The sequence below is a fragment of the Paenibacillus helianthi genome (assembly GCF_001909055.1).
Taxonomy (GTDB): Bacteria; Bacillota; Bacilli; order Paenibacillales; family Paenibacillaceae; genus Paenibacillus_AQ; species Paenibacillus_AQ helianthi.
On sequence record NZ_LVWI01000047.1, the window covers coordinates 1 to 21,363 of the forward strand.

General features: G+C 50.0%; 22 protein-coding genes and 1 other annotated feature. Of the genes, 10 read left to right on the forward strand and 12 right to left on the reverse strand.

What is annotated here, in order from left to right; translation table 11 throughout:
- The first annotated feature begins 431 nt into the window (after nucleotides 1-431).
- Entirely contained in the window at nucleotides 432-1,028 is a 597-nt protein-coding gene (locus tag A3844_RS17375) for a YutD family protein (RefSeq protein ID WP_074083802.1), read from the forward strand.
- 611 nt (nucleotides 1,029-1,639) lie between these two features.
- On the opposite strand, the gene A3844_RS17380 is transcribed toward A3844_RS17375, so the two are convergent.
- The 4 genes from A3844_RS17380 to ylbJ form a co-directional block, all read right to left on the reverse strand.
- Nucleotides 1,640-3,100 (reverse strand): S41 family peptidase, encoded by a 1,461-nt coding sequence (locus A3844_RS17380; protein WP_074103058.1) that lies wholly within the window; start codon nucleotides 3,098-3,100, stop codon nucleotides 1,640-1,642.
- A gap of 26 nt (nucleotides 3,101-3,126) precedes the next feature.
- Nucleotides 3,127-4,302, reverse strand: a complete 1,176-nt coding sequence (locus tag A3844_RS17385; RefSeq protein WP_074108055.1) for a copper amine oxidase N-terminal domain-containing protein — start codon at nucleotides 4,300-4,302, stop codon at nucleotides 3,127-3,129.
- Between the two features lie 199 nt (nucleotides 4,303-4,501).
- Nucleotides 4,502-5,305 carry an NAD kinase gene (locus A3844_RS17390; RefSeq protein ID WP_074083805.1) on the reverse strand — a complete coding sequence of 268 codons (804 nt, stop codon included), beginning with the start codon at nucleotides 5,303-5,305 and terminating at the stop codon, nucleotides 4,502-4,504.
- An 85-nt stretch (nucleotides 5,306-5,390) separates the two neighbouring features.
- Nucleotides 5,391-6,647: a sporulation integral membrane protein YlbJ gene (ylbJ, locus tag A3844_RS17395; protein WP_074083806.1), complete on the reverse strand. Its 1,257-nt coding sequence runs from the start codon at nucleotides 6,645-6,647 to the stop codon at nucleotides 5,391-5,393.
- A 404-nt stretch (nucleotides 6,648-7,051) separates the two neighbouring features.
- Between ylbJ and A3844_RS17400 the strand changes: the two genes are divergently transcribed.
- Together A3844_RS17400 and A3844_RS17405 are read left to right on the forward strand one after the other, a co-directional pair.
- Nucleotides 7,052-7,435: a globin domain-containing protein gene (locus A3844_RS17400; protein ID WP_074083807.1), complete on the forward strand. Its 384-nt coding sequence runs from the start codon at nucleotides 7,052-7,054 to the stop codon at nucleotides 7,433-7,435.
- A 21-nt stretch (nucleotides 7,436-7,456) separates the two neighbouring features.
- Nucleotides 7,457-8,170, forward strand: a complete 714-nt coding sequence (locus A3844_RS17405) for a DUF2225 domain-containing protein (RefSeq protein WP_074083808.1) — start codon at nucleotides 7,457-7,459, stop codon at nucleotides 8,168-8,170.
- A 101-nt stretch (nucleotides 8,171-8,271) separates the two neighbouring features.
- Here the strand turns inward: A3844_RS17405 and A3844_RS17410 are convergent, their stop codons facing one another.
- Both A3844_RS17410 and A3844_RS17415 read right to left on the reverse strand, forming a co-directional pair.
- Nucleotides 8,272-8,502, reverse strand: a complete 231-nt coding sequence (locus tag A3844_RS17410; protein WP_074083809.1) for a hypothetical protein — start codon at nucleotides 8,500-8,502, stop codon at nucleotides 8,272-8,274.
- The gene (locus tag A3844_RS17415) at nucleotides 8,499-8,690 is read right to left on the reverse strand and encodes a YycC family protein (protein ID WP_074108056.1); all 192 of its coding nucleotides are present in this window, start codon (nucleotides 8,688-8,690) and stop codon (nucleotides 8,499-8,501) included. The genes A3844_RS17410 and A3844_RS17415 overlap by 4 nt, the downstream gene beginning before the upstream one ends.
- A gap of 128 nt (nucleotides 8,691-8,818) precedes the next feature.
- Between A3844_RS17415 and A3844_RS17420 the strand changes: the two genes are divergently transcribed.
- Together A3844_RS17420 and A3844_RS17425 are read left to right on the forward strand one after the other, a co-directional pair.
- A complete protein-coding gene (locus A3844_RS17420; RefSeq protein ID WP_074108057.1) occupies nucleotides 8,819-10,618 on the forward strand; it encodes a M3 family oligoendopeptidase in 1,800 nt (599 codons plus the stop codon).
- A gap of 310 nt (nucleotides 10,619-10,928) precedes the next feature.
- The gene (locus A3844_RS17425; protein ID WP_074103053.1) at nucleotides 10,929-11,339 is read left to right on the forward strand and encodes an O-methyltransferase; all 411 of its coding nucleotides are present in this window, start codon (nucleotides 10,929-10,931) and stop codon (nucleotides 11,337-11,339) included.
- Between the two features lie 117 nt (nucleotides 11,340-11,456).
- On the opposite strand, the gene A3844_RS17430 is transcribed toward A3844_RS17425, so the two are convergent.
- Both A3844_RS17430 and A3844_RS17435 read right to left on the reverse strand, forming a co-directional pair.
- A complete protein-coding gene (locus tag A3844_RS17430) occupies nucleotides 11,457-11,693 on the reverse strand; it encodes an alpha/beta-type small acid-soluble spore protein (protein ID WP_025707482.1) in 237 nt (78 codons plus the stop codon).
- A gap of 101 nt (nucleotides 11,694-11,794) precedes the next feature.
- On the reverse strand, nucleotides 11,795-12,769 hold the full coding sequence (locus A3844_RS17435; protein ID WP_074083814.1) for an aldose 1-epimerase: 975 nt from the start codon (nucleotides 12,767-12,769) through the stop codon (nucleotides 11,795-11,797).
- A gap of 132 nt (nucleotides 12,770-12,901) precedes the next feature.
- Nucleotides 12,902-13,146, forward strand: a binding site (T-box leader).
- A gap of 57 nt (nucleotides 13,147-13,203) precedes the next feature.
- Between A3844_RS17435 and trpS the strand changes: the two genes are divergently transcribed.
- Nucleotides 13,204-14,193, forward strand: coding sequence for a tryptophan--tRNA ligase (gene trpS / locus A3844_RS17440; RefSeq protein WP_074108058.1), 990 nt, complete (start codon nucleotides 13,204-13,206; stop codon nucleotides 14,191-14,193).
- Here the strand turns inward: trpS and A3844_RS17445 are convergent.
- Together A3844_RS17445 and A3844_RS17450 are read right to left on the reverse strand one after the other, a co-directional pair.
- Complete coding sequence (locus A3844_RS17445) at nucleotides 14,190-14,384, reverse strand: DUF5325 family protein (RefSeq protein ID WP_074103052.1); 195 nt, start codon at nucleotides 14,382-14,384, stop codon at nucleotides 14,190-14,192. The genes trpS and A3844_RS17445 overlap by 4 nt on opposite strands.
- 143 nt (nucleotides 14,385-14,527) lie before the next feature.
- The gene (locus tag A3844_RS17450) at nucleotides 14,528-15,532 is read right to left on the reverse strand and encodes a metal-dependent hydrolase (RefSeq protein ID WP_074083817.1); all 1,005 of its coding nucleotides are present in this window, start codon (nucleotides 15,530-15,532) and stop codon (nucleotides 14,528-14,530) included.
- Nucleotides 15,533-15,791: 259 nt separating this feature from the next.
- Here A3844_RS17450 and cyoE point away from each other — a divergent pair, with 259 nt between their 5' ends.
- Both cyoE and A3844_RS17460 read left to right on the forward strand, forming a co-directional pair.
- The gene (gene cyoE, locus A3844_RS17455) at nucleotides 15,792-16,724 is read left to right on the forward strand and encodes a heme o synthase (RefSeq protein ID WP_074083818.1); all 933 of its coding nucleotides are present in this window, start codon (nucleotides 15,792-15,794) and stop codon (nucleotides 16,722-16,724) included.
- Nucleotides 16,725-16,737: 13 nt separating this feature from the next.
- The gene (locus tag A3844_RS17460; RefSeq protein WP_143192100.1) at nucleotides 16,738-17,358 is read left to right on the forward strand and encodes an SCO family protein; all 621 of its coding nucleotides are present in this window, start codon (nucleotides 16,738-16,740) and stop codon (nucleotides 17,356-17,358) included.
- 139 nt (nucleotides 17,359-17,497) lie between these two features.
- On the opposite strand, the gene A3844_RS17465 is transcribed toward A3844_RS17460, so the two are convergent.
- Both A3844_RS17465 and A3844_RS17470 read right to left on the reverse strand, forming a co-directional pair.
- Complete coding sequence (locus A3844_RS17465) at nucleotides 17,498-17,854, reverse strand: DNA primase (RefSeq protein ID WP_074103051.1); 357 nt, start codon at nucleotides 17,852-17,854, stop codon at nucleotides 17,498-17,500.
- A 383-nt stretch (nucleotides 17,855-18,237) separates the two neighbouring features.
- Entirely contained in the window at nucleotides 18,238-19,407 is a 1,170-nt protein-coding gene (locus A3844_RS17470) for an MFS transporter (RefSeq protein WP_074108059.1), read from the reverse strand.
- Between the two features lie 292 nt (nucleotides 19,408-19,699).
- Here A3844_RS17470 and A3844_RS17475 point away from each other — a divergent pair, with 292 nt between their 5' ends.
- Nucleotides 19,700-20,137, forward strand: a complete 438-nt coding sequence (locus A3844_RS17475) for a hypothetical protein (RefSeq protein WP_074083821.1) — start codon at nucleotides 19,700-19,702, stop codon at nucleotides 20,135-20,137.
- A gap of 63 nt (nucleotides 20,138-20,200) precedes the next feature.
- Complete coding sequence (locus A3844_RS17480) at nucleotides 20,201-21,346, forward strand: transglutaminase domain-containing protein (RefSeq protein WP_074108060.1); 1,146 nt, start codon at nucleotides 20,201-20,203, stop codon at nucleotides 21,344-21,346.
- Nucleotides 21,347-21,363: the final 17 nt, after the last annotated feature.

Sequence of the window (21,363 nt, forward strand, 5' to 3'; positions counted from 1 at the left end):
CTTTTAGTCTTTAGTCTTTTAGTCTTTAGTCTTTTAGTCTTTAGTCTTTTAGTCTTTAGTCTTTTAGTCTTTAGTCTTTTAGTCTTTAGTCTTTTAGTCTTTAGTCTTTTAGTCTTTAGTCTTTTAGTCTTTAGTCTTTTAGTCTTTTAGTCTTTAGTCTTTAATGAAGTGGGTCGTTGTGGAGAGTTGGAGCGCAGCAATCAACTTGCTTTTGATTTTTGCTGCCACCTCCCGCGTTGAGGGAGTCATGGAGAGGGATTTTGGAATTGGAGGAGCGCCAGCGTCCGCCTTTGTCTGCAGATTTCAACCGCTTATTGCGGTTCAATCAGAGAAATCTGCAGACAACAGCGGCCGGAAATCCAAAAACCCGCGGAATGACGGCCATCAACGCCCCCCCTCTTAGTTTAATTTGAAAGGCAGGCGACAAACGCTTGATCGTTATAGGTGGAAAGGGCTACGAGCTCGTATTGGATCATAAGGACGGCTGGAACCCGGAGGCATTTCGCGGAAGATACAGTGAAGTGCTGGACAGGTACGATTACATTATCGGGGATTGGGGCTATAGCCAATTACGCCTGAAGGGCTTTTACCGGGATAACCACCCCAAGGTGAACAGGGATACCGCCATTTCAGGTATGGTGGATTACATTAATGAATACTGCAACTTTGGCTGTGCCTATTTTGTGCTCCACAAGCTGAAGGAAATGCCGAAAGAAGGCACCTTCAAGGATATTCTGATCAAAGAAATTCCTGAGCCTGGAATGGAGGATGAACTTGAGCAGGCTGCGGTAGAACCAGCTGTAACTGCAAGGGTTCTCCGGGAGCATGTCTCCAAGCCTTCTTCCAATTCTAATCCGGCAGCCCGTGACAAGAACATGGGCGGGGCACCCAAAGAGAACGGAGCGAAAGACAGACCCGTTCGTGAGCATCAAAGCCGGAATCACCGCAATAAAGAAAGTCAGGGCAGAAGAAACAACAAGGATTCCCAGGGCAGACCACCGCAAAACCAGCCCCAGAATCCTTCCTAAGATCATTAAGAAATACACAAAAAGGTGTCGCAGCAGCCAGCTCTGAACTGGCTTCCGTGACACCTTTTTAAATGAAAAAATATGGTCTGTATGTTTATAGATGATGTTGCTTTTCTAATGGGTATGATGGAAATAGTACTTGTTTGCAAGGAACTTCAAGAGCGAGCAAATTGGAATAAGTGAACTTAAATTTACTCAAGAGCGATCCGTAAGCGGTGCGAGTTGGAATAAGTATACTTAATACAGACGAATTCACCTGTAATGGTGCGAATCGGCCAGATTAAAGGTACTTTTTCCCACTATTGCTTATTTTGGAGCGGGATAGGGCGGATTAAGTTCACTTTTTCCACTTGAGCTTGCCGCCAAAGACGAAGACGGCCAAGCAACTACTGGGGAGGTGCAGGTTCACTAAGCTAGTAGGAACTCCCAGCGCCGGCTCTAACTACTCCCAGCCTCAGTTCCAGCTCCCAGCCTTTAACCTCAACCTCATCCCTGCACCTAGCCCCACGCCCAACCTCATCCCAGCATCCAGCCCTGCTACAGCTCCCCGAGACCAGAACGGCTGTGCTATCCAGTTAAGGATGGCACAGCCGTTCTGGTCTTGATCCGGTTTACTTTGCGGTTAACTTCAATTGTTTCTGCGCTGCATTGTAGCTCCATACCAGGGACGGGAACTTATGCTGAAAGGCTTTTACATCAATAAAGGTTTCGTTGTCCTGCGACAGCGCCTCTTTGGTGGTCACGGAGAACCCGGATACTTTACCGGCACCGTTTGTAACCAGAACTTTCTTGTTCTTGGCATCCCAGGATACTTCGCTCTCCATCAGTGCAGCCAGGACGCGTGAGGAAGCGTAGATTGTATTTCCTTGCTTGATCAATCCGACATTTCCGGCAAAAGGAATGCCGTTCAGATCGAGAATGTGATTGTCTCCTGCAGCACTAATACTGGTCATTCCCGCAATTTGCAGGGCGGTGATCAGCTGTGCCGTCTTGCCTTGGACCTCAATATCAGGGGACAACCCGATATGATTGAAATCCTCTTTGCTTGGAGTCAAGTATTTCTGTGTGGTCAGCTTCAGTTCGGCTCCATTAGATACGGGAAGCAGACTCTGAATCCGCGCTTTGCCGTAAGAGCGTGTACCTACGACCGTAGCCAGCTTGTTGTCCCTCAAAGCACCGGTCAGCGCTTCAGAAGCACTGGCGCTGTTTTCGTTCGTCAGCACTACAACCGGCACCCCGATTTTACTGCCATCTGTAATGGTTACTGGTGTCAAAACACCGCTTTGATCCGAGGTGTACATCATAATGCCCTTGGCCATGAATTTGGAGGCAATATTGTAGGCTGAATCCATGTAGCCGCCTGGATTGTTCCGCAGATCGAGCACCATGGATTTCATACCTGCGGCACGCATTTTGCCGAGAACGGCGGTGAACTCTTCATCGGCGGTTTGCGTGAAACCGTCGATAGAGATGTAGGCAATCTTATCTCCGAGCATTTTACCTTTGACTGAGGTTGAAGCGATATCGCTGCGGACAACGATGTAAGATTTGACCATTCCGTTTCTGCTCACGAGCAGAGTTACTTTAGAGCCTGCTGCACCGCTCAGCTCGTCACCTTCGGTATCTTCGATTTTGACACCATCAATTTTGAGGATCGAATCTCCGCGCTTAAGCCCGGCTTTCTCTGCTGGTGAACCGGCCATAACTTCTTCAATATACAATTCTTTGGCGGTGTACATCATTCTGACGCCGATACCGACATATTCGAGATCGACCTGTTGGCTGAACTTTGCAGCCTCGTCCTTGTCGAAGTACTGGCTGTAGGGATCATCCAGTGTATTTACCATGCCGTCAATAGCTCCGCGGATCAGTGTATCCTGGTCCACTCCCTCAATATTGTATTTCTCCAGATTCTGCATAATTTCATTAATAAGGTCCGTACCCGTTGCCGCTTGCGTATTGTCTGTGCCCGTGGCAGCCTGAGAACTGTCCGCCAGAGCAGCTGGAGCAAGAATAAGAGATACTGCCAGACAGCCACTAAGGACTGAGGTCATTAACTTGCCTGATTTCATGATTGCATACACCCTTTTTTATATGATTAGTTTGAAGTATTACTGCCCATTAGATAAGAGTCATCAACAGTCCATAGACCGCCGCTGGATTTGGAGAAAACATAAACAGAAGATTGGGTTTGGCTTTCAGCTGAATCGGCTTCTTTAATAGTGTACTCCACATATACGGCAGCCTCATCCGCAGAGTAATAGAAGACATTTGAGCTATTCAGCGTGTAGACCAGGTTGTAGCCTTTAAAATATTCAGTCAGATTCTCCTTCAGGGCAGCTTCATGATCTTTCCCGTAAGTGGTCTGTGCAATTAAGCCATCGATATCCTTGGCGTTTCTTGCCGCATAATATTTGCTTAGGCTGTCCTTGATGGCGGCAGCATCGTGATGAGGAAGGACCGCAGCTGTCTTCCCTTGTTCAGGAGTAAGCAGAACGGTGCTGTCTTGGGATTCGGAGCTTTCAATCTTCCATACACCATTCTTGCGAACAAGCGTGTTCAGGTATTCTACCTGCGCATCCGGCAGATAGCGGCCGCCCTTGCGCACAGATTTTTCTACAGTATGCACGATGGCTTCATTGCCCTGAATGCTTAAGATATCCACACTTTCGATGGTGTTGACCATATCATACGATTTGAAGTATTCCTTCATATTGTCGATCGACTCGGTCTGGTCCGAATGGTGAACTACGAGCGAATAGTATCCTGCCGCATTTTCAGAATTAAGATACTCATTGGACAAATGAATAAGGTCAGTAATTTCCTTCTCATCTTTCGCAGTGTCAACGGAGGTGAGGATCATCACACTTCTGCTGGCCGTATCCCAGACAGCTGAACCGCCGGTAGCTTCAGCCACGAACCGTAAGGGTATGTATGTAGTGCCTTGGCTGGAGACCGGAGCGGTGGCTAGTTTCTTGACTAGACCATTTACTGTTGCCCGGTTACTGCCGATTTTGAGGGTGATTTCCAGATTGCTGCTTGTCCCGGTGACCGTTCCGGTTTTTGCATCCCAGAGCACCTTCATCCCCAGCTTTTCAAAAATGACCCGAAAAGGGACAAGTACAGAATTGTTCTTCAGATAAGGAGAACCGGCGGTGAAAGCAACGTTGCTTCCATTAATGTTGACTGTAATCGGTTTGTCTGCGGCAAAAGCAGGTACCGCCAGCATCAAGGCCAGCAGGCTTATGCCCATGAGGGATAAAAATTTCTTCAATAATGGTTCTCTCCTTTAAATAACAACTCTTTGTAAAATAGGTTCATTATACCATCGGAAATTTCTTGCTGTCTATCCAATCATGTAAGCTTAGTTAAAGCATGACAAAGCCGGAGATGCAGCGTCGTCTCCGGCTTTGTCTTTACGGGAAGGCTGCTCTATCTGAACAGACGAAATCCCTGTATTTTGCTGAAATATGCTAGATCAGGAAAGCTTCACGAACCCGGTTCCAAAATGGAAAAGGGCGGTACCTGGCAAAGCTGATTTTTTTGTCGGATACCTGGCAGCGCACGGAGATCAGGTCATCAACAGGAATGTTGTTGTGGTCAATGGTTAGCAGCAGCCGCTGGTCCTTACGCGAGAAAATATCGCAGTGATGGTGCTTCGGCAGCAGCAGAGGAGATCCCATTGTGCGGAAGACCCGGTTGTTGATGGAGGCAATTTCCGCAATCTGCAGGGCTTCTATGGAAGGATGCACCATCGCACCGCCGAGGCTTTTGTTGTAGGCAGTGCTGCCTGACGGTGTGGACACACACAGACCATCCCCGCGGAACATTTCGAATGTCACATCATTGATGTCAATCTGAATGACTACCGTTCCGTCTACACCCTTCAGGGTGAACTCATTCAAGGCAATATGAGAGGTGGAGCCGGATTTCTTGTGGATCTCTAGCTCAAGCAGCGGATATTTGACCATGCGTGGCTTCTGGGGCTCCGAGGTGCCAATCCCACACATGTAATCAATCAGAGTAGGCAGTTCGTCTGCCTTCCAGTCCGCATAGAATCCTAAATGTCCAGTATGGACGCCCACAAAAGACAGATTGGGGATCTGATCGATAAAAGTGTGAAAGGCGTGCAGCATCGTGCCGTCCCCGCCAATCGAGATCACGATTTCCGGAGACTTCGCATCCAGCTCCAGATTCCGTTCCGCTGCCAGCTTGTGAAATTGCTCCGCAAGTTTGATGGACAGTTCGTCCCCGCGGTCCAGAACATAATATCTCAAGATGTATAAGCTCCTTTGTATGTTTCAGTCATACACCGATCATAATCAATCTGGACCCGGAACACAATATTTGAAGTGGTAAAAGTCACAGCCTCCGTCCAAAGCGCGGAATACGGCGGATGAGGAGAACCAGGAGAGAGAGCAGCAGGGCTGTGCCCAGAAGTACCCCAAGCCAGCTCATACTGCTGGCCAAGCCGGACAGCGGGGAGGCAAAACCGGCGACGGCAGGAGTTGCACTATAGCCAGTTGAGAGGCCCGAACGGACCACGGGGTTCCAGAGCAAAAGTACGAGTCCCGTAGACAAGAACGCATGCACCAGCCTGGCAGCCATAAAGGGCAGATAGCGAAGCCCTGTTCCATTCAGGATGCTGGCAACCTGAGCGTGGACGGATAAGCCGCCCCAGGAGAGTACACAGGCTGCGGCGGCTACCTTGTATTGTAGCGGGACCGAATCGGCCGCTGAGCCGGCAGAACGGGCACCCAGCGTCACTTCGAAGAGGCCGCTGACGAGAGCCCGGGACAGGTCAGCCGGGAACCCCGCCCAGGTCAAAAGTCCCTCGGTAACGCTGATGAGTGCGGACATGATTCCGGCACGGGACATCAGCTCCATCAGCACATTGAAGAATACCACCAGGCCGCCTACCACAATAATGAGCTGCAGCGAAGCTTGAACGGCTCCCTTCAGCAACTCTCCGAGGCTTCGTCCATCCCTGCGTCTTGCTTCTGCCATAGAACGAAGAGCCAGGCGGATTCTCCCGGTATCTCTGTCGTCAGAAGCCTCCGGAAGGTTGGAGGCAGGAGAAGTTACGGGAACGGTGGCATTCTCGCGCCGGCCGTGAAAAGACATCAGAAGTCCTACTAAGAAGCCGCCTCCGTAATGGGCCAGCGCAAGGATAAGTCCCAGAGAAGCATCATGAAAGAACCCTACGGAGACCGCGCCCAGCAGAAAAATCGGGTCGGAGGAAGTGGTAAAAGCCACGAGCCGTTCGCCTTCTACACGGTTCAGCAGTTCCTGTTCACGCAGCTTTGCGGTTAATCTGGCGCCAACAGGGTATCCTGATACATAACCCATAGCCGCGACAAAGCCTCCACTGCCGGGAATATTGAAGAGTGGACGCATGAGCGGGTCGAGCAGAGCCCCGAACAGATGAACTACACCGAAGCCCAGCATCATTTCGGATATCACGAAAAAGGGAAAAAGCGAGGGGAACAGCACGTCCCACCAGACGGTAAGCCCGCGTACGGCTGCATCCAGAGAGCTTGCCGGATTCAGCAGCAGGAGCATCATACATCCGGCAAGGAGGACACCCAACAGCAGGCCGTAGTTTTTTTTCAGAATCATCGGCAACGCCTCCCGGTATATGGATAAATGTATGCAAAAAGAGGGACAAACAGCACAAAAAAATTCAGAAAGCGGTTACACTTGGATGTGCTTTTTGACTGAAATTATGGTAATATAAAATTAATTAATGCACACCTTATTAGGGATGGAGTGATGGTGATGAGTGTAGTTGCCGGAGTTCTGGTTTGTGCTTTTGTATATGTTATCCGGGTCTCTCTTGTCCCACCTGGTGATGAGGAATTTCGGACCTATTAAATACTCTAGGCGCTAAACCATGGTTTAGCGTCTTTTTTCTGTGGGTAAGCTTCACAATATGTTACTTACGGCAGGATAACCGGGCAGCGTAAATTTTGGTATAATAAAAAAGCCGTTACATGAATACGGAAGAAAGCTGGTAACCGCCGATGAATCCAAACGACAGCTTATATGACAACCTGGGAGGCGCAGAGGGTTTGCACCGGCTGGTAGAGGTTTTTTATGCCAAGGTGCAGCTTCATCCGCAGCTCGGCCCTTTGTTCCCGGCAGATATTACTCCTGTCCTGGAGAAACAGTATCAATTCCTGAGTCAATTTTTTGGTGGACCCACACTCTATTCTGAGCTGCATGGACATCCGATGATGAGGGCAAGGCATATGCATGTCCCGATTACCCCGGAGCGTGCGGAAGAGTGGCTGGCTTGTATGAAAGAGGCGCTAGAGGAAACGGGTGTGGAGGAGCCGCTGCGTTCATTTGTATTAAGCCGGCTTGCGGGTCCTGCACATCATTTTGTCAACATGCCCCAGGAGTAACGCGTAGTTGATCGTGAAAGGATGAGGGCATTGCCGGATTTGATACCTTTATACACTATTAAAGTAATCTGCTGCAACTGTGAGAAAGAATTTATAACCTCAAGAGTTCGTCCCAGCCTCAAAAAGGCAATTCGCCGTGATGCAGATTTCTGCTCTTACTACAAGGATGAGAACCCGGATTATTACGTCGTGCGCGTCTGCCCGGCCTGCGGTTTTGCCTCTACGGAGAATTCTGCGGACAAGCTCGCTGACTGGCAGCGCAAGTCTTTCGGCGATCAGGTGGGCAGCCGCTGGATTTCCCGGGACTTTGGTGATAAACGCAGCTGGGAGATTGCACTTGAGACCTATAAGCTTGCATTGATCTGTGCCCAGAGCATCAAGGATAAGGACCGGATTATTGCCAGTCTTTTGCATCATATTGCCTGGATGTACCGGTATCAAGGGGATACTGCGCAGGAGCAGCGTTTCTTGCGTTATTCACTCGACATGTATATTAAGGTCTTTGAAAATGATGGCATTGGCGGTAACGATGCCCGTCTGATGTACCTGATTGGTGAGCTGAACCGCCGCATCGGCGAATTTTCAAACGCAGTGAAATGGTTTTCGCGTCTGATCAATGACCAGAAGATTATGGATGCTGCGATGATCCGGGCGGCCCGGGAGCAGTGGGCTCTTTTGCGTGAACAGATGAATGGGGGAGAACTAAGTCCGGACGGATTATCGTCGGGTACATAAGGAGTATCTGCTGGACATCACTAAAAAAGGCACAGGAAGCTTCTCCTGTGCACCTGTTAAGCTATAGTCAACGGAAAAATGCAGCGGTCTGTGCTGAATGATCAGCGGACAGACCGGTCAAAGAGCAGGTAATCGGCGTCGTTGTCGATTACAGTCAGGCTGGTCTTACAGCAAGGGAAGACCAGCAGCCTTTTTTTGCCGTCCCGGACAAGCTGCAACTCGTCCGGTTTCATAGGCAGAAGCACGTTCTCCTTGTCGCAGAACGGACAGTACTGCACATACATGTCTCCTAAAGTGATGTCATAAGGCCAGGTATGGCTGAAGGGTATCATTGTTCGCCCTTCTCGGACGGCTGGGACCCGGCATCGCTGCCGGCGGTGTCTTCACTCTGCTTCTTGGATAGCTCCGCGATCTTTTGCAGCAAGATATGTTGAGGCATATGCATCAGGTGTTCCAGTGGAACACCGAGTTGTTTAGATAATGTAATCGCCGTTTCCGGTGAAATCTGCAATGGCTTCATGGGGAGGTCCTCCTTATAAATAGGGTTGGCGGTACTTCGGGGCATCTGCCCGTATCTGAATTCACTTTACCATGGCTGCAGGCCAAATACAAAGAAAACCAAATGTTAGTAAAGGAAGGGGAAACGAAATGAAACAACCTTTATCATTGACCTGGGAATTGGATTCTATATTTCCGGGAGGATCTGCTTCACCGCAATTTGAGAGTTTTTTGAAAAAGCTGGAGACCGACATCCAGGTTCTAGGACAGCAGGTTGCAGAGTCAGCTTCACCAGCAAATGTCGATTCAACTCGTGCACTGGATGAAGTTATAGCATTGCTGCAGAGCTGTTCCGGCCGTCTGGTTCAGGCTTCGGAATTTGCCGGATGCCTGGGTGCGCAGAATCAGCAGGACAAGGGCGCTGTACGGCTGTCCTCCAAGGTTACGGGCCTTCGTGCAGGCTTCGAGGGCGTCAGCTCCAAGTTCGATAATGTGCTGCGGCAAACCCCTGACGATGTATGGAGCGAGTGGATGGCCCGCCCGGAAATTGCTCCATTGGAGTTTGTTCTTAGTGAAAGCCGGGACTTAGCCCGTGAGAAGATGAGTCCGGAACTGGAGGGACTCGCGCTCAAACTGGCTGTTGACGGTTATCATGGCTGGAGCGAGCATTACGAAACGATTGTAAGCTCCATACAGATCCCATATGAGGATAAAGAGGGGGCCAAACTGCTGTCTGCCGGACAGGCCTTCAACAAGCTGGATGATCCCGACCCTAAGGTGCGGGAGATCATGTTCCGCAAATGGGAAGAAGCCTGGGCCGGTGCGGCCGACTATTGTGCAGACACCCTCAATCACCTGGCTGGCTTCCGTCTGAATCTGTATCAAGGCCGTGGCTGGGAGAATGTGCTCAAGGAGCCGCTGGGCATTAACCGCATGTCAGGAGCATCACTGGATATGATGTGGGACGTGATTACCAAAGCCAAACCGGCACTGGTCTCTTACTTAAACCGTAAAGCCAAGCTGCTCGGGCTTGAATCTCTGGCCTGGGTAGATGTAGATGCCCCGGTAGGCGAGTCCTCCGGCAAAATTCCCTACGATCAGGCAGCAAAAGACATTGTAACGCAGTTCCGCAAATTCAGTCCGAAGCTGGCTGATTTTGCCGAACGCGCTTTCGACAGCAATTGGATTGAGGTGGAAGACCGACCAGGTAAACGCCCAGGCGGATTCTGTGTATCCTTTCCGGAAAGCAAGGAATCCCGCATTTTTATGACCTATAGCGGCACCCCATCCAATGTGTCGACCCTGGCTCATGAACTTGGACATGCTTATCATTCCTATCTGCTGGAAGATCTTCCTCTGTTCAATCAGAACTATGCTATGAATGTGGCAGAGACCGCTTCAACCTTCGCAGAGGTCATTGTAGCCGATGCCCAAGTTAAGGCTGCAGCAAGCAGCGAGGAGAAAATTGCCCTGCTTGAAGCGAAAATCCAGAATAGTGTGGCCTTCTTCATGAATATCCACGCCCGCTTTTTGTTTGAAACCCGTTTTTATGAGAAGCGTAAGCAGGGGCTGGTGAATGCCGAAGAATTGTCGGAGCTGATGGTAGAAGCGCAGAAGGAAGCCTACTGCGGAATTCTGTCTGAATATCATCCGCATTTCTGGGCAGCCAAGCTGCATTTCTATATTACGGATGTGCCATTCTACAACTTCCCATACACCGTTGGCTACATGTTCAGTACAGGATTGTACCGGCTTGCCCTCCAGGAAGGTGCATCTTTCGCCGATAAATACGACAGTCTGCTGCGTGATACAGGTATCATGACCCTAGAGGATTTGGTGTCGAAGCATCTGGGTGTGGATTTGACGAAGCCCGATTTCTGGCAAGGTGCAACAGATTTGATTACTGCAGATATTAACGAATTCTTGAGAATGACAGAACATTCAGCCTAAAAGTTTGTCAGAACCAAGGCGTTTCATCTTTTTGCAGGCAAAAAATGAGGTTTGAACACCTTGTATTAATACGCAAAAACCCCTTTTTAGGGGTTTTTTTGTGTTGAAATACTGTCGAAATTAGACGATTGATAGAAGGAAATATACGATAAAACAATGAAATTTACGCATATATAGGGATAAACACCCAATTATGTTGAATAATGTTGAACGCTTGTACTAGGTGGCCTATAATGAGCCTAAAGCCTTATATAAGGGCTGCTAGAAAGTGAAAATAACATGAGCTTACAAAACTTTTAGGGGGAGACACATGCTGAGAACGGAACAACTATCACTGGCAAGACAGATTGATTTGGTGTTTAAGGAACTGCAGGAGGAATTGTCAGGACTGTCTTCCGGCACGGTTTTTGTGCAAATCAGAAATAACGTCATTGGGAAGTTCGGGATCCGCCATAATCCGCTGGCAGGTCGCAGTGGGGCTTTTGAGGAAGAACAAGAGGGGCTAACCGTTGGACAACAGTCTTCGTTCCGGCTTATGGCTCTGGAAAGCCTGAAATTTAAACGGCGCTGGACGCATGGTGAAATCAGCTATGAATTTGCCGTCCGTCAGGGAATGGTGGTTGTTGATGCCACACTCGAATCCAACTATAACATGGCCAATCTGTTGATCCGCTATCCACGCAATGTTCATGCCGACAAGTCCGATCAATTCTACGGCTAAGATATACATAGATCTGCACAAGCAAAAGCCCTCTTGCGTCTCGGTGAGAGGCGCAAGAGGGCTATAAAGCGGGTCCGCTTAGGCATTCAGCCTGGCGGGATACTTATGATAAGGCTGTTACTGCGAACGACCGGACAATTGTTGCTCTGCCAGCTGCACCAGACGTTTGGTGATATATCCTCCCAAAGAACCGGTTTCGCGGGAAGTGTAGTTCCCATAATAACCGTCAGCTGGGATAGTTACTCCAAGCTCCTGTGCTGCTTCATATTTCAATTGCTGCAGGGCTGCATTTGCTTGAGGAACGACTAGGTTATTGGAACGGCTACCACGACCTTGTTGACCTGCTTGACCCATGTTTGTTCACCTCCTTCGCCCGTTGTGAAGATAGTATGAGCGCTAGGAGATAAATTCATGCACGGTTCAGGAAGGTTTCGAGGATGGTAATTATATGAAAGTTAGAGTTCGGGATAGATGATTTCAAGAAGGCTTGAAACCGCAAGAGTTTGGCCTGGTTTTAAGGTAATTATGCCTGTGAAGGAAGAATCTTTGTCCAGGTTGGGTGCATCGGGAAGCCAGGTATAGGGCTCAATACAGAGAAATTGGTCTGCTGTTCCTTTGGTATATATCACCCAGTGGCGGAAGAATTCCTTGTCTGCGGTATATCGAAGCCCATAGCCGTCATTCCGCATTAGTACAGCTTCCGCAGACTGCTCATCTCCAATTCGCAGTACGGTGTCCAGATTTGTACCCGCCAGTTCCATGCCTTGATTCAGAGCTTCAAGCTCACCTAAAGGCAGCAGATTGCCGCTGGTCAGCAGTTCATTGTTCAATTCATAGACACTTTGGACGGGCAGCTCAAGCTTCCAGCGATCCGGCTCGCCATCTATCATAAACCAGGTGTGGTACCCCATTCCAAAAGGGATATTCTTGTCTCCCAGATGTGAAACCTTGAGCGTTTGCTTGAAACGGGCATCCTGCAAACGGAATGTCATCTCAAACTTTAAAGGGACGGGAAATTGCTCCATCCATCGGGGATCATCCGCAGTATTGAATTCTGTAGTCACTGCGCAGCCTTCCTCGTCTTCTTCAATATCGCTTACACACCAGGATTGCGCGCGGTGCAGGCCATGAATGTGGTGCCCTCCTGCTGAATTCGGCTCGAACTGATAGCTTGTGCCTTCGAATTGGAATTGTCCTTCACGGATACGTCCGGGAGGAATCAGTAGGGGCATGCCAAAATGATAAGGCTTCTGCAGGTAAAAGGATAGGTCGCTCTCCTCGGGCCTGCGCAGAATTTCACGGTTTTCCTTACGGTCCCACAACGAAATGACGTTGTTACCCAGTCGCGGCAAAAGCGTGACTTCCAGCTCACGGCTATGCAAAATATAGGTATCATAACCGCCCCACTGCCCTTTGGTCACCTGTTTCATGAAATGTATGCTCCTTTATTGTAACTGTAATCGAAAGACACGAATACCCTTATCATACCAGATTTATATACAGGGGTTAAGTCATTTGACAACTTCCCCAGTTCGCTCTATGATGGATGCATTCATGAACATGACAATGCGATGACAGGGACAAGTAAGCGGAAGAAGCACCTTCAGAAAGCCGGTGGTTGATGCGAACCGGTGGGGCACTTCAGGCTGAATGGACCTTGGAGCGCCGCGTTCGAACAGGTTTGGGACCTTAGTAGACCGGCCGGCTCTTCCCCGTTAACGGAAGTCAAGGCTGCTTGATACATCTCTTTTTTGGAAGAGACTGCTGGCGGCGAATAAGGGTGGTACCACGGTCTCACGTCCCTTGCGGATGTGGGGCCTTTTTGTGTGCTGCCGGAAGTAAAAACATAATCGGAGGGAATAAGATGGCTAAAAAAGTATTGTCCGGCATTCAGCCGAGCGGTTCACTGACCCTGGGGAACTACATTGGTGCGATCAAAAATTTCGTTAAGCTGCAAGAAGAGCATGAGTGCTACTTTATGGTTGTGGATCTCCATGCCATTACGGTCTCCCAGGACCCAGCTGCACTGCGGGAGAATTCAGAATCAGTAGCGGCTCTGTACCTGGCGGCAGGGATTGATCCCGTGGTTTCCAATGTCTATATGCAGTCCCATGTACAGCAGCACGCAGAGCTGGGCTGGATTATAACTACCTTAACCGCAATGGGCGAGCTGGAGCGGATGACACAGTTCAAGGATAAGTCTTCCGGCAAGGACTCTGTAGGCGCGGGTCTGTTCGTATACCCGTCATTGATGGCGGCTGACATTCTGATTTACAATGCTGACCTGGTACCCGTCGGGGAAGACCAGAAGCAGCATCTGGAGCTGACACGCGATTTGGCGGGACGTTTTAACCACCGTTTTGGTGAATTCTTCACGGTTCCAGAGCCTTACATTCCAGAAGTTGGCGCACGTATAATGTCACTGGATGACGGCACCAAAAAGATGAGCAAAAGCAATCCGAATCCTGGCAGCTATATCGCTCTGCTGGATCCGCCGGATGTTATACGCAAAAAAATAAGCCGTGCCACAACGGACTCCGGCCGTGAGGTGATCTTTGATCCGGCGACCAAGCCTGAGATCAGCAACCTGATGAGTATTTACGCTGAATGCTCCGGAATGACGCTTCAGCAGATTGCTGACCGTTACGAGGGCCAAATGTATGGAGGCTTCAAAAAAGATCTGGGTGAGGTTTTGGTAGCTACGCTTGAGCCTCTGCAGCAGAAATACCACGAGATCCGCAGTTCGGGCGCGCTGACTGACATTCTTGCTGAAGGCGCGGAACGCGCGCGTAATGTGGCCGCTCAGACGCTTGCTGGTGTTAAAGAGCGAATGGGCTTTCTGCCGCTGCGCTAAGAGGGCTGTTGTGATTTAGTCTCTGCCTTGCGTCTCATTCGGGCTTTGAGGATAAAACCCCAGCCAATATTCGCAATGCATAACACACCCAGCAGCAGAGCCAGCCAGATATTAGTGCTGATGGAGATGGATGCTGCGGTAAGAAGAAGAATGGAGGAGCACGCGAACCAGAGGGACAAGCCTTTGCCCATATAACGTCAGCCTTCTTTCTGTTGTAGTGAATAGAGATTTGAAGCATAGCAGACTCTTGAAAATTTACCCGCTGCGTAGTTCTGAGTAGCGGGATTTTTAATTGTCAAAACTAATGAAAACGCTTTATGGTGATTGTGATAGTCTAAAGCTTCATCGAACCGGGGTCAATAGCAAAACGTTCATCGAGCTTTTCACTGCTCAGCCAGCCAACATAAGTGTTAAGGGGTTGGTACTCATTGTCCATGACCAGCACGGCAACGAACGGGAATTGCTTACGGTGTAAATAACGTACATCTCCCCAGCGTACAATATATCCAGAGGCCACTTGCTCGACCTCGGCTACGGCATAGGAGGTAAAGTATAGAAAAGCCTGAATATCGGGATGGTTTTTGGAATGCTCAACGGCGGGGTGAGTGGAGCACACCGCATGCTTGAACCATTCGAGCCGTCCGCTGTTCAGAAGTCCGATATTATAGCTGCCGTCCGGTTTGGCTTTGACGACATTCCAACGCGTCGGTGAGATGGTCGGAATTACGAAATACCGTTCACCTGGGCTGTGATGGATATCTTTGTTCTTCAGATTTCTTGTCAACCGGGCATGCACCACTGTCCGCCAAATATAATAAAGCGCGATGCAGGCATACAGGGTAACAAATAATGGGGCCGGTGGAACAAGTCCGCTGATCCAGAGGATAATGGCCGCCGCATGGCTGCCGAATATAAACGGATCAAAGATATGGATAATGTTCCAGGCGATCCATTTTTCTGTGAAAGGACGTGCGGCCTGGGTACCATAGGTGTTGAACAGGTCTGTAAATACATGAACAGCTACGCCGATAAAGCTCCACATGGCGATATGGCTCAGGTGATGAAGATCTGCGAACCCAAAGACGGGTCCGATGACCAGTGTAATCAAGGCAGGCCACAGGAGTAAAAACGGCAGTGAGTGAGTGATTCCCCGGTGGTTACGGATATACAGCGCATTGTTTTTGAGGCGCAGCGCAGTATCGGCATCCGGGGCCTGAGAGGCCAATACGGTAGCGATCATGACCGCACCGGCTAATGTTGGCTGGGAAGCAACGACGGGATCAACAAAGGACAGTCCGGCAAGTCCCAGGCCCATAACGAAATGTGTAGCGGTATCCATTGGTCAGATCTCCTTTGTACGGAAGTTCTCTATTAATATCTACCCAATTTGACGTCCAGTTATTTAGGGGGTGTAAAATAAATATCGTCACGCAATTGTCAAATTGATGAACATCTTGGTCAATGATTGTCAAACTCTTTCTCTGTTTGTTATGATAAAGTTAACAGCAGAGTGAATAATGTTCTCAACTAAGAACGTTAAAAATCGGTTTTATGCTCCAGTGGAACGTAGAAGTCCCTTAGAAGGAGGAACACCAAACGTGGACAATCAATTGAGATATCAGGCTTCTTCAGATTCCGCAGCGCTGTCTGCCAAATCACCGAAGGAAGGTGCCAGCTGGCGCGACTTCATTACGGTGACGAAACCAGGCATTATCCGCTCGAATCTTATCGCTGCTTTTGCAGGATACTGGGTGGCTTCCGGCTGGGATGTGCAGTATGGACGGCTCATTCTGACTTTACTCGGCACTATGCTGGTCATGGCTTCTGCCTGCGTGTTCAATAATTATTTCGACCGTGATCTGGATATGAAAATGGAAAGAACACGTGAACGCGGGCTGCCGACAGGAAGACTGAAGCCAGGTGTTGTGCTTGCATATGCCATAGGGCTTGGGATAGCCGGTCTCGCGGTGTTGTTTGCCTTTTGTGGCATACTGGCCGGATTATTCGGCATCGTCGGCATGTTTGTCTATGTAGTAGTTTACACCCTTTGGCTCAAAAGAACATCTACATGGAGCACTTCGGTAGGTGCAATTTCAGGCGCAATGCCTCCAGTTATCGGGTATGTTGCTGTAACCGGGACAGTCGATCTCGGGGCCTGGCTGCTGTTCGCCATGCTGTTTCTCTGGCAGCCGCCGCATTTCTGGGCGCTTGGCATCCGCCGCAAGGAAGAGTACAGAGCGGCTGGATTTCCGCTCCTGCCTGTAGTCAAAGGCACCCGGCGGACCAAATTCCAAATGATTCCTTATGTGGCGCTGCTTCTGCCGATTCCTGTACTGATGTATGCTTACGACTATGCTGGAATTTTTTACCTCATTATCTCTGCAGGTTTGTCCCTCGCCTGGCTGTACTTGACCCTGAAGGGATTCCGGGCGAAGGATGATGATGCGTGGGCGAAACAGAACTTCTTTTTCTCCATTAATTACCTGACAGTCAGTCTGATTGTGCTTGTGCTGAATACGATCCACGGCTAAGGGGGAGTGTCCTGTGCAGACCTTGAAACGCTACAAGTGGACCTGGCTGATGCTGCTCTTGGCCTTAGGTCTGGCTATTTATCTGGCTGTGATCTCGTTAGGCGGCAGGAATGATAAGCTGCCTGTAATCGGTGAAGTGCAGGACTTCTCGCTTGAAAATGTGGATGGCCGGCAAATCACACTGGCAGACACGGAGGGAAAGCCGAGACTGGTGTATTTCTTCTTCACGGAATGCCCGGATGTGTGTCCCATTACCACCTTTATGCTGTCACAGACTCAGGATTTGCTGATTAAGGATGGCAGCTTCGGCAAGGATGTGGAATTCGTCTCCATTTCCTTTGATCCCAAGAATGACACACGTGAAGCAATCAAGACGTTCGCTGACCGTTTTCATGCGGACTACAGCGGCTGGTATTTCCTTCGCGGCGATCAAGAGCAGGTCCGCAATCTGGCGGCCGACTCCTTCAAGGTGCTGATTTACGGGGACAACAAGGATAATTTTGCCCATGCGAATCTGATTGGTCTGGTGGACCGCCACAACCGGCTCCGGGGACTCTATGATGCAGGAGAAACGGAGAACGTGACACCGGAATTTTTGGCAGGCGAACTGAAGAAATTGATTGGGGAAAAATAAAAAGCATTGAAAATAACGCCTTGTTCACTTCTTGCGTGGGACGCAGGAAGTGAACAAGGCGTTATTTGGATTGTTGGAGAACTAAGGTAACCGGTTCTTTGTAGTGCCGAAGCTAGCAACTGCAGCTTGTCCTATACGCTTACGTTTCCATGTAAGGTAATGGCTCTGGATAAATGATGAACTCCTCAAGTCCGGCCTTTTCCAGTTGAGTGATATTGTATTCATCGGGGGTTCCTTCCACTCCGGCATAGCCTTTACGGGTATAAATATGAACGGCATCCGGGAAAGCATCACGCAGGATACCGCGGATTTTTTTGCCTGAGCTGTCATTGTCCATGTACAGGTATACCTCTCCGTCGCCTATTCTGCGCCGCAGCGTCTCCAGCTTCAGTGTGTTTAGAGTGCCGAATGTGCATTGGATGTCAATCTCTGGCGCCAGCAGCCGCCGTAATCTGCTGCGGTCGTTTTTACCTTCAACGATGATAGTGATGGACATATACGGTCATCCTTCCCCCGTGGTGATGTGTCTATGTCGATATTTTACCTAAAAGTCGTCATTATATCAGCGATTTATTTGTTACACAATCTATAAGATGAATTTTCATTCCCCGGGAAATGTCGTAAAAAGAAACAATCACCCGGATGTAAAAGAGCCGGGTGATCGGGGGATTTGTCATTTCGGCAAATGCGGACAAACTTAGAATATTCCGGCACTGAGGATGATTACCAGCAGAATGTAGAGTACCAGAATGGTTCCTGTAGAAGTCAAGAATACAGGAGCTACGGGAGCGGGATTGGGGCCCGGACAGAAAGCACCATAGGGGTTGTATATTAGCCTACCCACATCATCCAGTGTTTCAGGGGAAGGAGGTGTCCTATTTAAGCGGCCGGACTGTTCCACTCCGGCCGGTAGGCCAGCTTGTCTGAGGTTCTGGGCGGCAGCAGCAGCAGAGCGGTCATCAGTAGCACAAAGGCAATGAAATACGGGGAGACGTAGTCCCGGAGCTGTCCTGCTGCAACCGGACCGGCAAAAGCGCCAAGCGACATGGCAATGGATTGCAGCGAGAAGGTCCGGCCCATGCGTCCGGCACCTCCAAGGCTGATGAAGAGTGAGGCCATCGCCGGAAAGAGCACGCCTTTGGCAGCCCCAAGCAGAAAGAGAACCACGCCGGCGGGAATGCCCCGGAACGCAGCCATCGTGAAGAAGCAGAGTGCCATGGCCAGGAGTGCTGCAGCGATTCTTATTCCTGGTGCAAGCCGGTTCAGAAAGAAGAGACTGAGCGTGACTAGTGCCCCCAAGCTAAGCAATGACAGCAGGATTCCGGTAGAGATCATTCCATCACTGCCCTGTGACAGGGGTAGTTCAAAGAAAAGTACTCCTTGGGAGCAGGAAACAAAGAAGGGCAGCAGATAATAGCGCCGGGATACTGGAGGGTTCGCCTGGGCCGGAGCTTGTGAGAGTGAGTGCAAAGGCAGAGCAGGGTTCGAGGCGGCCAGGCTCTGAACATGCTTAGGCACGCTGAATAAGGCCATCACACCTGTGAAGATCAGCAGCCAGCCCAAAGTGGTGAAGGTGCCGGAGTAGCCGGCCTTTGCCACAATAAAAGCTCCGGCCGCTGGTGAGACAACGGACGCTAACGTATGGATGATCCCGTGGCCGGACATATATTTCCCTTGGGTCGCGGGATCAGAAGAGAGCGAGGCCAGGAGTGTCATGCAGGCCGGGGAGAGGAAGGCCAGGGCGAAACCGCTCGCTGCCCGCAGCATCAGCAGATGCCAAGGAAGCTGTGCGTGAGCCTGAAGCAGCAGAATGGCCCCGGCTGCCGTAAGCGCGAACACAATGTAACGGCGGCTGCCGTTACGGTCGACCAGCACACCGGCCAGCAGATTGCCGGGAAGATGCGTCAGCGAATACATGCCCATCATCCAGCCAATGAAGGCCGGTCCCGCCCCCAGAGAGATGGCAAACGGTGTAAGAATAGGGTACTGGGCATGCAAATCGAAGAAGGCCAGAAAGAGAAATAAATACAGCCACAGCGCGGTTTTCAAAAGAAAGCACCTCCACAGGGGCCTGACTCTGTACCAAGGCACAGGCAGGCGCTTTTTAACAAATAAGGGTTAATGAAGCGATCACTAGTTACCAAGGATTCGGACAATGACCTACTTGTACTTTACGTGTGGTCTGGTAGGCTTATACCATTTTCTTGGGGATGGCTGGCAGGAAGCTGCTTAGCCATGAATTATATAGGTCATTCATGTATAATAATTATTATTATTGAAATGTCCCGGGGACATGCGCCCTGTAGTGACGAAATATGGCGATAGGGGTGTTGTGAAATTGATGGATCCGGCAGTGTGGTCACAGTTTATTAGGGAGAATTGGCTGGTTATCGTTATTGCTCTTGTGCTGCTGTTTGCGGTAATTAATCTGATTAAGACAGTTCTGAAATGGGCGATAGTCATTGCTATTGTAGCTGGCTTGTTCATTTACAGCGGGGTTACGCTTGACCAAATTGGCAACGCTGTGAATAAGGTTACGGATGGAACGGTAAGTACACTCAAGAGCGAAGCACAGGATATGATGCTGAAGGAAGCCAAGGAAGCCAAGTACACTTCTGGAGGCGACGGCACCTTTACCATTACAACACCTAATCTTGAAGTCAAGGGTGCTGCCGGTGAGGATAAGGTGGAAGTGATTTTCCGCGGAGTGAGTCTCGGTAAATGGAGTATGACGGAAACCACCCAATCCTTTATTGAGGAAGCCCGGAAAAATCAATAGGTTTCCAGGAAGGCTGCTTATAGTTGATATGACTTTACAGAGAAATGGAACGGGGGGACAAACATGCTTAAGGGATGGATAGACAGCCTAAGTGAAGCCAACATCATCTCCATCCTGTTGGTTGTGGTTGTCCTTTTTTCACTGCTGCAGGGCTGGGGCAGAGGCTTCGCAAGAGCGGCGGGAGGCTTGTTCGGCCTGCTAGGAAACGGGGTGCTTACTATTCTGGCGCTGGCGCTGGCCATTCCTGCGGCGATGCATTTGTCGCCTATCGCAGGAACCTGGGCGTCAGGGATAGTACTTCCGGACACTCAGCTCAGCGGATGGCAGCAATTGTATTACACTGCCGTATCTGTGCTGGCAGGATCACCCTTTGTACGTTTTCTGCTGCTTCTATTGGTATCTTACAGCTTGATCCGGCTGCTGCTCGGGCTGTTGTTCCTGCTGCTTCCTTTCCGCCTGCCCCGCTTTCGGACGAGAGAATCGGACCGGAAGATTACCTTAGCCAGCCGTCTTAGCGGTGCGGTTATCGGCGGTGTTATTGGACTGGTGCGCGGTCTTGTCCTTATTCTTGCGTTGTACATTGGTGTCGGCCTGAATCCCGATAGCGGCTTCAGCCGTTATGTGGAATCCTCCCCCATCTACAGCGAGAGTGCGGCTGCAGTATTTGAGCCGCTTGCCGGTGAGGATATGCGCAGCAGACTGCCGGTACTGACCCAAGCGGTGGCTGATGAGATGAATGATATTTTGCGGCGGAAATATGAAGTCATTGATCATGAGATTTCACCCGATATTGTGGGGGCTGCCGCTGATATTGCCGGACAAGCTGAGGGAACTGAGGACAAGGCCAAACTGCTGTATGACTGGGTTGGCTCACGGATTGCCTATGACTATGGTAAGGCTGAGAATTACGAGCGGAACCGCATCTGGCATGAACAGACCCCGCAGGATACCTTTGATACCCGGCTTGGTGTGTGTATTGATTATGCCCGCCTTTACGCCGTAATGGCACGCTCTCAGGGACTTCAGGTGCGTGTAGTTACGGGACAGGGCTACGATGGCCAGGGCGGATATGGCGCCCATGCCTGGAATGAAGTATACCTGCCGGACAGGCATGCCTGGATACCGCTTGATTCCACGTGGGCGAGCAGCGGGGACTGGTTTAACAGCAAGGATTTTGATAAAACCCATATTAAAGAAAGTGTGCTCTGAGAAGGAAGCGGCAGCCT

Bases quoted from the DNA above. Each gene is read 5' to 3' on its own strand.
- A3844_RS17475 (WP_074083821.1), top strand. From the start codon at position 19,700: ATGGATCCGGCAGTGTGGTCACAGTTTATTAGGGAGAATTGGCTGGTT.
- ylbJ (WP_074083806.1), bottom strand. From the start codon at position 6,647: ATGATTCTGAAAAAAAACTACGGCCTGCTGTTGGGTGTCCTCCTTGCC.
- A3844_RS17445 (WP_074103052.1), bottom strand. From the start codon at position 14,384: ATGGGCAAAGGCTTGTCCCTCTGGTTCGCGTGCTCCTCCATTCTTCTT.
- A3844_RS17480 (WP_074108060.1), top strand. From the start codon at position 20,201: ATGCTTAAGGGATGGATAGACAGCCTAAGTGAAGCCAACATCATCTCC.
- A3844_RS17435 (WP_074083814.1), bottom strand. From the start codon at position 12,769: ATGAAACAGGTGACCAAAGGGCAGTGGGGCGGTTATGATACCTATATT.
- A3844_RS17430 (WP_025707482.1), bottom strand. From the start codon at position 11,693: ATGGGTCAAGCAGGTCAACAAGGTCGTGGTAGCCGTTCCAATAACCTA.
- A3844_RS17410 (WP_074083809.1), bottom strand. From the start codon at position 8,502: ATGATACCCTTCAGCCATACCTGGCCTTATGACATCACTTTAGGAGAC.
- trpS (WP_074108058.1), top strand. From the start codon at position 13,204: ATGGCTAAAAAAGTATTGTCCGGCATTCAGCCGAGCGGTTCACTGACC.
- A3844_RS17400 (WP_074083807.1), top strand. From the start codon at position 7,052: ATGAATCCAAACGACAGCTTATATGACAACCTGGGAGGCGCAGAGGGT.
- A3844_RS17380 (WP_074103058.1), bottom strand. From the start codon at position 3,100: ATGAAATCAGGCAAGTTAATGACCTCAGTCCTTAGTGGCTGTCTGGCA.
- A3844_RS17415 (WP_074108056.1), bottom strand. From the start codon at position 8,690: ATGAAGCCATTGCAGATTTCACCGGAAACGGCGATTACATTATCTAAA.
- A3844_RS17465 (WP_074103051.1), bottom strand. From the start codon at position 17,854: ATGTCCATCACTATCATCGTTGAAGGTAAAAACGACCGCAGCAGATTA.
- A3844_RS17450 (WP_074083817.1), bottom strand. From the start codon at position 15,532: ATGGATACCGCTACACATTTCGTTATGGGCCTGGGACTTGCCGGACTG.
- A3844_RS17425 (WP_074103053.1), top strand. From the start codon at position 10,929: ATGCTGAGAACGGAACAACTATCACTGGCAAGACAGATTGATTTGGTG.
- A3844_RS17405 (WP_074083808.1), top strand. From the start codon at position 7,457: ATGAGGGCATTGCCGGATTTGATACCTTTATACACTATTAAAGTAATC.
- A3844_RS17420 (WP_074108057.1), top strand. From the start codon at position 8,819: ATGAAACAACCTTTATCATTGACCTGGGAATTGGATTCTATATTTCCG.